The sequence below is a fragment of the Paenibacillus sp. IHB B 3084 genome, from assembly GCF_001447315.1.
In the GTDB taxonomy this organism is placed as follows: domain Bacteria; phylum Bacillota; class Bacilli; order Paenibacillales; family Paenibacillaceae; genus Paenibacillus.
This window is the reverse complement of sequence record NZ_CP013203.1, coordinates 5,028,413-5,040,125: the sequence shown is the minus strand read 5'-3', so window position 1 is coordinate 5,040,125 and position 11,713 is coordinate 5,028,413. Positions and strand designations below refer to the sequence as shown.

Annotated in this window: 7 protein-coding genes and 6 pseudogenes; 1 reads left to right on the top strand and 12 read right to left on the bottom strand. The window is 47.2% G+C overall.

Annotated elements, in window-relative coordinates; translation table 11 throughout:
- Positions 1-244: 244 nt before the first annotated feature.
- The 11 genes and pseudogenes from ASL14_RS23600 to ASL14_RS23550 all read right to left on the bottom strand — a co-directional run bounded on the left by ASL14_RS23600 (position 245) and on the right by ASL14_RS23550 (position 10,309).
- Complete coding sequence (locus ASL14_RS23600) at positions 245-679, bottom strand: peptidylprolyl isomerase (protein WP_014282150.1); 435 nt, start codon at positions 677-679, stop codon at positions 245-247.
- A 161-nt stretch (positions 680-840) separates the two neighbouring features.
- Positions 841-2,208 (bottom strand): diaminopimelate decarboxylase, encoded by a 1,368-nt coding sequence (lysA, locus tag ASL14_RS23595; protein WP_134913791.1) that lies wholly within the window; start codon positions 2,206-2,208, stop codon positions 841-843.
- A 110-nt stretch (positions 2,209-2,318) separates the two neighbouring features.
- On the bottom strand, positions 2,319-4,004 hold the full coding sequence (locus ASL14_RS23590) for a spore germination protein (protein ID WP_134913789.1): 1,686 nt from the start codon (positions 4,002-4,004) through the stop codon (positions 2,319-2,321).
- 25 nt (positions 4,005-4,029) lie between these two features.
- Positions 4,030-4,452, bottom strand: a complete 423-nt coding sequence (locus ASL14_RS23585) for a stage V sporulation protein AB (protein ID WP_134914619.1) — start codon at positions 4,450-4,452, stop codon at positions 4,030-4,032.
- The gene (locus tag ASL14_RS23580; protein ID WP_134913787.1) at positions 4,452-5,105 is read right to left on the bottom strand and encodes a stage V sporulation protein AA; all 654 of its coding nucleotides are present in this window, start codon (positions 5,103-5,105) and stop codon (positions 4,452-4,454) included. Before ASL14_RS23580 ends, ASL14_RS23585 begins: the two co-directional genes overlap by 1 nt.
- A gap of 171 nt (positions 5,106-5,276) precedes the next feature.
- A complete protein-coding gene (gene sigF / locus ASL14_RS23575; protein ID WP_134913785.1) occupies positions 5,277-6,032 on the bottom strand; it encodes an RNA polymerase sporulation sigma factor SigF in 756 nt (251 codons plus the stop codon).
- Positions 6,033-6,043: 11 nt separating this feature from the next.
- The gene (gene spoIIAB / locus ASL14_RS23570) at positions 6,044-6,499 is read right to left on the bottom strand and encodes an anti-sigma F factor (protein WP_134913783.1); all 456 of its coding nucleotides are present in this window, start codon (positions 6,497-6,499) and stop codon (positions 6,044-6,046) included.
- Positions 6,496-6,848: pseudogene (gene spoIIAA / locus ASL14_RS23565) on the bottom strand (anti-sigma F factor antagonist). Before spoIIAA ends, spoIIAB begins: the two are co-directional and overlap by 4 nt.
- A gap of 96 nt (positions 6,849-6,944) precedes the next feature.
- Positions 6,945-8,136 (bottom strand): annotated as a pseudogene (locus ASL14_RS23560) (D-alanyl-D-alanine carboxypeptidase family protein).
- Positions 8,137-8,387: 251 nt separating this feature from the next.
- Positions 8,388-8,722: pseudogene (locus ASL14_RS29685) on the bottom strand (hypothetical protein); the annotation flags it as partial.
- A gap of 202 nt (positions 8,723-8,924) precedes the next feature.
- Positions 8,925-10,309 (bottom strand): annotated as a pseudogene (locus tag ASL14_RS23550) (MFS transporter).
- A gap of 111 nt (positions 10,310-10,420) precedes the next feature.
- Between ASL14_RS23550 and ASL14_RS23545 the strand changes: the two are divergent.
- A pseudogene (locus ASL14_RS23545) lies at positions 10,421-11,310 on the top strand (LysR family transcriptional regulator).
- 77 nt (positions 11,311-11,387) lie between these two features.
- Here ASL14_RS23545 and ASL14_RS28425 read toward each other — a convergent pair.
- Positions 11,388-11,610 (bottom strand): annotated as a pseudogene (locus tag ASL14_RS28425) (DUF1801 domain-containing protein); the annotation flags it as partial.
- Between the last annotated feature and the right edge of the window lie 103 nt (positions 11,611-11,713).

The following is an 11,713-nucleotide window of genomic DNA, read 5'->3' as shown; positions in this document are numbered from 1 at the left end:
ATAAACCCCCTTCTTTTGCAACCCTTACTAAGCTTGAATACTCATATAAAAAAATGGAAAATGCATTCTTATGAAAAGGCTATCACAACACTTACTTTTCGAATGTGATCTTCTTCACTTTAAGACCTGCGTGAATGCGAAAATCAGCAAACTGTCAAACAAAAGACAACAAAAAGCCGCCCTGTCCAAAGACAGAACGGCTTAGGTGTAACGTTAAGAAAAAGATCATGCATTTAACGGTATATTACGCGTCAAATACTTTAACCTCTTTCATTTTGTCGCCTTGTTTTACAGCATCAATGAATTCCATACCTTTGGTCACTTGACCAAATACAGTATGTACTCCATCCAAATGCGGCTGTGGAGCGTAGCAGATGAAGAATTGGCTTCCGCCTGTGTTACGGCCTGCATGCGCCATGGACAGAACGCCTTTGGCATGCTTCGTTGTGTTCGTAGCTGTTTCGCAGTCGATCGTGTAGCCAGGGCCGCCTGTGCCTGTTCCATTAGGACAACCACCTTGGGCAACAAAGCCTGGAATAACGCGGTGGAAGCTCAAGCCGTTGTAGTAACCGCTGTTTGCCAGCTTTTCAAAGTTAGCAACCGTGTTTGGCGCTTCTTCTGGAAAAAAATCAATTTCGACGATACCGCCGTTTTCAAGATCTATTCTACCTTTTTTCATTGTTTGTAGCTCCTTTTCAACCTGTTTTGAAAGCTAAATAGCATCAAGTTCCAGTTTACTATGAATTGCCGCGCTTAGCAAAGCCTTGTCCAAAAAAAGAGACCATTGTCCCCGGTATATCACTCCGGATGAATGGCCTGTTTCGTCACACGTATTCAAAATCAGGAAGAAACCGTAATCTTGGCGTTGGGATGAACCGATGAACTGGCTTGGTCACGAACCAAACGCTGTGGCACGACATCATTCCGAACGATATCCTCATAGCTTTCCCGGCGTACCACCAGTTCGGCCTCACCATTGTTTACAAATACAACCGCTGGTCGACGTATCCGGTTATAATTACTCGCCATGGAATAATTGTAGGCTCCGGTTGAAGCAACAGCGAGCAAATCCCCGCTGGTCGGACGCGGCAGCTCCACATCCCAAATGAGCATATCGCCGCTTTCACAGCATTTGCCCGCAATGGATACCGTCTCCTCGTTCGCATCGTGCGCCCGGTTAGCCAGCATGGCTTCATACTTCGCCTGATATAGCGCTGGACGCGGATTATCCGTCATTCCGCCGTCAACCGAGACATACTTGCGCACCTGTGGGATATCCTTGAGGCTGCCCACGGTATACAAGGTGGTGCCGGAGTCGCCTACAATGCTCCGTCCCGGTTCAATCCAGATTTCAGGAAGCTCGTCATACAGCCCGGAAAAATGAGTTTTTACCGCTTCGCCGATAGCCTGTACATAGGTGGAAATTTTCAGTGGTGTGTCCTCTTCTGTGTAACGAATGCCAAATCCCCCACCCAGATTAATAACCTTGAAAGAAAACTGAAGCTGTTCCTTGATTTCTCTGGAAAAAGCGGCAACCCGTTCGGCAGCCATTTGGAAGCCGTTCACTTCAAAAATTTGCGATCCGATATGGGAATGTACCCCCAGCAGGTTCAGATGATCTAGCCTGATAGCCTGCTCCACCGCATGGCTTGCTGTACCGTTCGCAATGTCAAAACCGAACTTTGAATCCTCTTGGCCTGTGGCCATATATTCGTGCGTATGTGCTTCAACCCCCGGTGTAACCCGCAATAAAATATTTACCTGCTGTTTCCGCTCGGAGGCAAGGGCCTGAAGCAAATGCAGCTCCATCTCGCTGTCGACCACGAAGCAACCAATTTGCGCATCTAACGCCATTTCAATTTCTTCCGGTGTTTTGTTGTTGCCGTGAAAATGGATTCGCTCTGCCGGAAATCCAGCTTGCAGCGCGGTGAACAGCTCTCCACTGGAAACGACGTCGAGCGACATCCCTTCTTCTGCAGCCAAAGCACACATCGCCATTACGCAAAATGCTTTGCTTGCATAAGCGACTTGAAACTTCAACCCGGTTTCATGAAAAGCTTCTATAAACTCCCGGCAACGCTGGCGTACTAACTGTTCATCTACAATATATAGCGGTGTTCCAAAGCGCTCCTTCAGAAGGGTCGTGTCGCATCCGCCAATCTCCAAATGTCCAGTGCTGTTAATTTTACTGCTTCCATGCAAATACATGTTCTGGCGCCTCTCTTTCTGGAACAAGCAAGTCATATTCCATCGAATGTTAACACCAGTATAGCAAAAAAAGCATTAAGAAGAATGGATTTTTATACAGATCATTTATATTAATGTTCCTGCCCGTTGCCAGAGTTCGAATCCGTGTTTGCATCCGTACCCGGCATGCGTGTATTGTCCCGCGTTTTGTTAGATGACGGACGGTTAGTCGAACTCAGTACAGGCACACGGAACAAGATGGAAGCCATCGCCTTGGCATTAAAAGGAATGAACGGCCACAGATAGGAAGAATTATATGATCGGTGCAGCGTCAGCATCAAAATGATCAGTGTCGTGCCTACGATAAAACCCGGAACGTGGAAAATAGCCACAGCGATCAGCAAAACCAGCCGGATTAGCCGATTCGCCAATCCCAATTCATAGCTCGGCGTTGCGAACATCCCGATAGCAGCCACAGCCATATACAGCACAACTTCGTTGACGAAAAGTCCCGTTTTGACCGCAATATCCCCGACCAAAATGGCGGCGATCAAGCCCATCGCCGAAGCCAGCGGTGTCGGTGTATGGACAGCCGCCATGCGCATGAGATCGACCCCCAACTCCACAATGATAAACTGGGCGATCAGCGGCAGATGAGCTTCCTTTTGAGGACCGATAAAATCAAGAAACGCCGGTTTTAGCTCGGGATTGATGACCATAAGCAGCCACATCGGAAGCAAAAACATCGAGGCAAAAATCCCTATAAAGCGAACCCAGCGCAAATAGCTCCCCATAAAAGCCGTTTGCCGATTCTCTTCCGCATGCTGACACAGGTCAAAAAAGGTGGTGGGCAAGATCATCACGCTGGGTGAGGTATCGACGAAAATAACGAGTCGGCCTTCCATAATATGCGAAGCCACAACATCTGGTCGCTCCGAATACCGCACTAATGGATATGGATTCCAGCCTTTATTAATAATCGTCTCCTCTAATTGCTTATCCGCCAGCGGGATGCCGTCCAGATTGACGTTTTTAATTTTATCGCGTACCGTGTCCACCATCACTTTATCCACGATATCATCAATATAGCCCAAGCATACGTCTGTCCGGGTGCGGCGGCCAACCTGCATCGCCTCAAATTTAAGCCCGGGGTCCCGCAAGCGGCGACGAACCAATCCCACATTTGTCAGCATCGTCTCTGTAAAGCCGTCACGGGCACCACGTACGACGCGCTCCAGTGACGGTTCCTCGGGATTACGTACCGGGTAATTACGGGTGTCCAAAATGATCGAAAAGCGCTCACCTTCCATAAAGAAGGCACTATAGCCTGTCAGCACCTTGTTGATGACAACCGACATTTTGTCTGTCTTTTCCACCTGAATATGCGGAATATAATTTTCAAAATACGATTGCAGTCCGTCTGTAGACAGATCATCCGGTGTCAGATAGGTGAGCCGCTTCAGCACTTCAATCATGACCAGGTCCTTGGCAAAGGTATTCAGAAACAGATAGCCGATATGTCGCCCGCCTAGTGTCATCTCCCTGAATACGACATCAAAGGTCTCCCCCAGACCGATTACTGTTTTGAGCGTATCCCGATTATCCTTCATTCTCGGCGAAATATCATCCTCACCCTGCCAATAGCGGACGGATTCCTCTACGTTATCAGAACGCTCACTCTCTTTTTTGTGCTTAAAACGTTCTGACTCCTGTGCCTGCCTTTTTTTCCACGGACTCATTTCTTCCTCCCCAGCAGTGTAACCTTCCCTTCCGATGGCTCCTTCCTCCTGATGCTCTTGATCCGGTCTATGCTCCATATCTCTTGCCCCCTTCACTTTCCTTTTATCGGTTGTATACGAACCAGTCAAAAAACGAACCCGTCATCTTACCCAGCACCATCGCCATCAGCAGGCCAAACATATACACGGTCATATGGAGCCGCTTGGCGAGTATAGGCAAGAGATTCAGTACCTCCGTCAGTGCTGCGGCGAGTAAACCGATAAACACTCCGCAAAACAACCCCGGTATCCACGTAAGTACGCCCGGCAACGGCAAGCATATATTCCAAAAATCGGATACCGTTCCCACCACTGAACCTAAAATCATAGATTTTTCGTATGCTCGTGATTTGTTATAGGTACGGGTAAGCTGTGCAAGCCGGGGAATCATATCCAGCACAATAAAAAGTGCGATCACGCCACCACCCACCGCAACGCCTCCGGCGATGCCTAAAATGATCTGAAGTGCACCCTGTACATACATCATCATCGGCGCTTATCCTTCGTATGCATGCGGGCCATCTTTTCATATTCCTCCGCCACTACGTACTGATCCACATTTTCCTGATACAGATACATTTCCACTTCCAGCGGCGTCGGCTCCTCGTTCCATTTTTTTTTGAATAAATGATTAAAGAACACAATCATGCCGAAGCCAATACCGATCGAATACGCAATCTGAAACAGATATGGATGCTCATCCTTGTGTCCGGTAATCATCTCAACAATCCGAACCTGTACCTCCATCATGCTGACGTCAGCGTGAAAATTCATAATCGTGAGCGCAGAGCCAAAGAACAGAAGCACCCACACCAGAACAAATAATATTCTGGATGGCTTACGCGGCTTCTCCACGATTTCCACAAGCACATGCGGCTTGCCGAGAGATTCCACGACGACACCCGGAATGCGTTCTCTAATTTTCGAAATGATTTGCAGCATGTCCACTAGTATCAGATTACCGTCCTGCTGCTGCGGCCGCTTGAGAACAAGCTCCAGCAGCTCGTTTTCCCATTCGGGATCTGCCAGCAGATGGGCTACATCCCCCAAATGCAAGTCATGCCCCTTTAACATGCGTACACGACTGCGGAGACGTAAATAGACTATGGGAGCCACTGTAGGAGCCGGATTATGAGTCATCCGATCCCCTCCTTATCCTCGTAATTACTGGTTAGTATGAGGCGAAGCCAAGAAACATATTCTGTGCACTTTCTTTTTCTCCACGCAAAAAAGGGTACCCCTGACCATTAACATGGCTTGGGAATACCCTTTTGAATTACGTAGCATAAGGATTTAGCAATCCTCACCGTATTATTGAGCAATCTGATCACGAATCGACTGCAAAATCTTTTTTTCCAGCCGCGATACCTGCACCTGGGAAATACCAAGTCGGCTTGCGACCTCTGATTGGGTCTGATCGCGATAATAACGCAGATATACAATGAGCCTTTCCCGCTCAGTCAGCCCCCCGATAGCCTCATTCAACGCCAGCTTGTCGAACCACCGCTCCTGCGATTCATCTGCAATCTGATCCATAAGCGTAATCGGATCGCCGTCATTTTCGAACACCGTTTCGTGAATCGAGGTTGGCGGCTTGTTAGCCTCTTGGGCAAAAACAACATCTTCTGGTGTAACTCCCAGTTCATCTGCGACTTCCTTGATCGTAGGTAAACGGTTCAGCCGTTTGGACAGCTCGTCCTTCATTTTGCGGACCTTATTGGCCGTCTCCTTGAGGGAGCGGCTAACCTTAAGCGTGCCGTCATCGCGCAGAAAACGTTGAATTTCCCCAATAATCATCGGGACCGCATACGTTGAAAATTTGACTTCATAGCTTAGATCGAATTTGTCCACCGATTTTAACAAACCGATGCAGCCGATCTGAAAAAGATCGTCAGGTTCATATCCCCGGTTCATAAAGCGCTGCACGACAGACCATACGAGCCGGATATTACTATTGACCAGCGTCTCACGGGCATCATTATCACCGGATTGACTCCGTGCAATGAGCCGTTTGACTTCCGCATCCTCCAAATAGCTGTTCGAAGTTTTTTTTCCTCCTGCTTCCATAGGATCAACCCCTAATTATATAAAGCTTTCTTGGATTCAATCCTTTTCTTCATCCGGACCGACGTGCCTCCGCCCGGCTCACTGACTGCTTCAAACTCATCCATGAAATTTTCCATAATGGTAAAACCCATGCCCGAGCGTTCCAGTTCAGGCTTGGAGGTATACAGAGGCTGCTTCGCCAGCTCCAGATCCTCGATCCCTCTTCCTGCATCTTCAATCACCAGTGTAACCACGTCCATTTCAATCCCTACCTTGATCGTCACGACTCCGGACGGATCGCTGTCATAGCCGTGAATGATGCTGTTCGTTACCGCCTCGGACACCACGGTTTTCAGATCGCTCAGCTCGTCCATCGTCGGATCAAGCCGGGAAATAAAGGCAGCGACAGCGACGCGGGCAAACGCTTCATTCTCGGATTTGGCGGCAAATTGCAAGCTCATGAAATTGTTTCCCGTACTTTCTCTCATGACACCACCTCCAGTTCCGTGAGCGCATTTCCCTCGTTTTCATATACAGGCATGATTTTAAACAAGCCTGACATATCCAGCAGTCGGTGTACCGGCGGATTGACATCGCAGACAGCCATCTTGCCGCCCTTTTGCTTAATCAGCTTGTAACGTCCCAAGATAACGCCAAGGCCGGAGCTGTCCATAAACTGAAGATTTTTCAGGCTGAGCACGATATGCTCGCATTGGCGACGCTGAATCGCTTCATCCATTTGCATACGGACCATGTCCGACGTATGGTGATCAAGCTCACCGGACAGTCTTACAATCAACACCCCCGGTGATGCTCCATTTCAATTTGCAGGTTCATGCTTACTCACTCTCCTCCCGGTCTTGGACAAGGATTTCTACGCACCCGCAGACGATTCCTGCCCTCCGACAAAACTAGAAGAAAACCCCTTAAAATCTACAAAGAAAACAGGTTCGACATGGTACGTTTAAACAATTTCCACCATCCAGCCTTCTCCACCGCCACGGGTGAGGTTATGTTAAACTCCTTGAGCCGTTTACCATCCTGATAGACAACCAACTTGCCAACCGGATCACCTGCACGGACAGGAGCTTTCAGACTTGGGGCGAGTTGCAGCTCATGACGCAGCGTATCTTTCGTTCCACCCTTTTTCACCAGCACACTGTAGGAACGATCTGCCTGAATTTTCAGCTCCGGCAGTACTCCCTTCTCGACTTTTACGCTTCCCAGCAGGTCACCCGGCTTGTACACTGATTTCATCGTGTATTGGGAAAATGCATAATCGAACATGGAGGATACTTCATTGTTACGTGTTTTGGTATTCGGTTCGCCAAGTACGACAGCGACTACACGCATACCATCACGCTTGGCCGTAGCGGAAAGGCAAAATTTCGCTTCCCCTGTGTAGCCAGTTTTCAGCCCGTCCGCTCCTGTATAAAAGCGAACCAGCTTATTCGTATTCACCAGCCAAAACGGCTTGGCCGAGGATTTGCGTAAATAGTCCTGATACGCTCCTGTATATTTCGTAATTTGGGGATATTTCAGCAGTTCACGGCTCATGACTGCAATATCATGCGCAGAAGAATAGTGATTTTTTACCGGCAGACCATTGCAATTGGCAAAATGGGTATCCTTTAAACCAAGCTGCTGCGCCTTGGCATTCATCAATTCGACAAAAGCCTGCTCAGAGCCCGCAATTTTCTCAGCCATCGCCACGGAAGCATCATTACCGGAAGCCATCGCGACTCCTTTAAGCATCTCATCGACGGTCATTTCTTCTCCCGGCTCCAGAAAAATTTGCGATCCCCCATCGAAGCCGCATATTCGCTGGCCCGTACTTTGTCGGTCAGCTTGAGTTTGCCATCATGAATAGCCTCCATCGTCAGCAGCATGGTCATAATTTTAGTAATACTCGCCGGAGGAAGCTTTTCACGGCTATTTTTTCATAGATGACTGTACCCGTATCCGCATCCATCAGGATCGCCGAGAGAGCCTCGGGAGCAAGCTCAGCCGCAGAACCCTCCTTGGGCTTGCTTTCAGGTTTGCTTTCCTCGGCCCAACCGCCGACGGGGACTGCAGTCAAGGCCACCAGACAAGCCAGGATGAACGCTACCACTTTTTTCTTCACAATCGGTTCCCTCCTCAACATATTGGCGTAAAGCACCGGAGCCCGTTATGTAGTCCTCCAGCCTATTCGCGTGCTGCTAACCATTGTCGTCAGAATGGAAGAAAAATATTCCATACGCCTGAAAACATCAAATAGCACCAAGCTGAGTCAGCATGGTGCGGATTTTCCAAAATTAAACTGTACCCTTTTATTTCAAAAAGATTTTTTATCCGTTTATACAAATTCTCATCTCTAAGCAGACAGTATTCTTTTTAGATTTCATTAATAGCTACATCCGAAGGTTGTTCAATCGCAAATGCAATGGAACGAGCAATGCTTTCTACATCAATTGCGCCTTCCTACATTTTTTCAACGACAGGTTTGAAATTCACATCTGTGATTGATCTGTTATTTCAGTCGTAAACATTCCTGGCGATATAATTGTTGTACGAATATTGTTGGCATACTCCTCTTTATGCAGACCCTCAGAAATCGCACGCACAGCAAACTTGGTACCAACCCGCTCAAGTAAACGCAGTGCTGTATCGCGCACTTCCCGTTCATTTAATATCCCGAGTTCTCTGGGTGCAAACATGATATTTTTTAGTCCGACTTTACACTGTATTAATGCGTATCTTAAATTTCGTTTAAAAAAAGTGACTGTTTGATTAAACAGGCATCATAAGTGAAAAGTGACTACCTTCCACACCTAAGGGTTGGACGAATATCCGATGTTTTAAATAGCTCAAAACAAAAAAACCGCCATTGCGGCGGTTCTAATTCGACGTTGAATCCTGATTATGTCCGAACTATAACGCTTGCGTGCCCGAGGATCGCTGGGGACGTAAGTTCATGATGATCAAAGATGTGGCAAATACCGTAAGGATGACCCCTAGCAAGTGGATTCCCATTACACTGAACGTATCTCCCATGATGATTCCGATTAACAGTGACGACAAAATGGTACCGAGGTATCGCGAAGTATTAAAAATACCCGAGGAGACACCAATCATTTCTTTTGGTGTGCTCTTGAACAGGGCAGCCTGCATGCCGACGCTATTCAATCCGTTACTTATACCAAATACAGCCAAGGCGAGGATTACACTGGACATCGGCGAAGCTTCATTCAAGGTGATGATTAATACGGACCCGAATGTCATTAACACTGCAGAAAGGATTAAAGCCAGCCGCGTTCCAGATTTGTCGATCCAGCGTCCTGCGAGAGGAGAACTGATAAGTGAACATAAACCGAGGGTTAGCATAATTATTCCTGTATGAATTTCGTTGAGATGACGTACCTGCTGCAAATAAGACGGTATTCCAAAAAACAGAGCGTAAAAAAGAGTGTTAACCAGCATAAATTGTACATTCACCCAGGTCATTTCGGGATATATAGCAAATGCCCGCAGAGGAATAAAGGGGGATGGTGTTTTCAATTCATGTCGTATAAAAGTTGCTAATGCAATCAAACCGATCCCCCTACCATAAGGTGCCATGTTGAAAGATGTCCGGTTGATTTGACTGAAAGCAAGCTAATCAGCAGAGTCACCAAAGCGACTGTGAACAAGAGTATGCCCGGCGCATCAATCAGCAGGAGCCATTTCCTGATGGACATGTCACCAGAGGTGGATTTGAATGACTCCTCTTTGGGAATGGTTTTCCAGGCGAAGATAAAGCTTGCGATTACAAATGGAATATTAACAAGGAATATGCTGGGCCAGTCCCACCAATGAATCAATACACCACCAATAAAAGGGCCTACCGCTGCTGCTCCGGATAGGAACATCGCAAGGACAGACAAGGCGGCTGCCTGTTTCTCAGTAACATGGATTCTTACAATCGCCATTCCGACGGCTACCATCATGCTTGTGCCGACAGATTGAACGATCCGGAATACGATGAGCCAAGAAAAGCCGGGAGATAACGGAGCTAACATGGAGGAAACGAAGACAACAACCAGACCGATAAGGAATATCTTTCTGCGGCCGAACAGATCACTGCACTTGCCCATGACCGGTTGAGCTACAGCACTCGCAATGTAAAAGGAAAAAATAATCCACGAAACGGTCGTAACATCAAGTTGATACACATGTTGCAGTCTTGCAATGGCTATAGATATCATGGAGGAATTTAACGGATTCAGCATGATTCCCAAGCCGACAGATATCATTAACCATATATTTCGAGCGTTCATTTTGTATATACCCCCTTCTTCTGTGATCATCTTAATGGAATCCTGTTATTTATTCCAACGCATTTTATGTTATGATTTGATGAACTAAAAGGAATAAGAGAGTGGTGCGAAATGGAGCTTCTTCAGCTACGCTATTTTCTGACGTTAGCCCGGTGTGAACATGTTACGGAAGCTGCGGGTAAGTTGCATGTCACTCAATCCTCACTGAGCAAAACGATACAGCGATTGGAGGATGACTTGGGCTCACCGTTATTTGATCGATTGGGCAGAAAGCTGCGGCTAAACGAATTCGGAAGAACATTCCTTCGCCGGACCGAAAAAGCCCTATTCGAATTGGAACAGGGAAAGCAGGAAATTGCTGACCTCTCCAACCCGGATCACGGTACACTCCAATTGGCGGTCACCACAGCAAGCACATTGCCAGGTATCTTGCGGGAATTCCGGAAAAATAAGCCACACACCCAGTTTCATGTACAAATGGTAAATTTGGAAGACATGTCTACACTTCTTCATCGAGGGGAGATCGATTTTTGCCTGTCCTCTCCTCCGATCCAAGGTGATGATATCGACTGTCAGATCCTATTCGATGACCCCATCGTAGTAGCGGTGCCTCTTGGTCATCGATATGCGGATCGAAGCAGCATCACATTAGCAGAGCTTAAGGATGAGTGGTTTGTGGGTGTGAAAAAAGGATACGGCATTCGTGATCAGGTGGACTCCAAATGCCAATCAGTCGGGTTTGTACCGAAGTATGTATATGAAGGAGATGAGCCTGCAAGATTAATCGCACTAGTGGAAGCGGAGATTGGGCTTGCCTTTATACCAAGTACAGCAAGAAACCCACAGCAACGCATTGCATATCTTGCGATAGAAGATCAGAGACTTGTGCGGGAGATTGCTTTATTGTCGCAAAAAACAGATATATCTCGAAAGCAGCTATCGCGTTTCGCAGCGTTGTTATAGACTATTTCGGTGCAATGTCCAAACCAATTGATGAATGACCATCCCAAAGACCCAAAGACCCCGCTCTCCATTGTATGTGAGAGCGGGGTCTTTTCTTTTAGGGTATCCGCTATGCCTATTTCCGCCAAAAAGTTGAACAGTTTGCCTTCTCCGTACTATTGAATTCAATCATTCTCTCCAGTAATGAGAAATCAACCGGGCCATCCCACCGGATACGCACCAACTCCTTGGTGTGATCATAGCCAGCCTTCACAATTTCATCGAAAAATGCTTAATTCCTGCCTTTTCAGGCGCCACAGCCAAATGATGTTTGGCTAGCTAAATTCAATAATAAATGTCCTATCTACGATCATTATGCAAAGCAGATGAAATCCTTGTAACATGAGCGCATTAAACATCTAAAGGAAGTTTCACAGCAATTACTACCCAAAAATGGAAGAA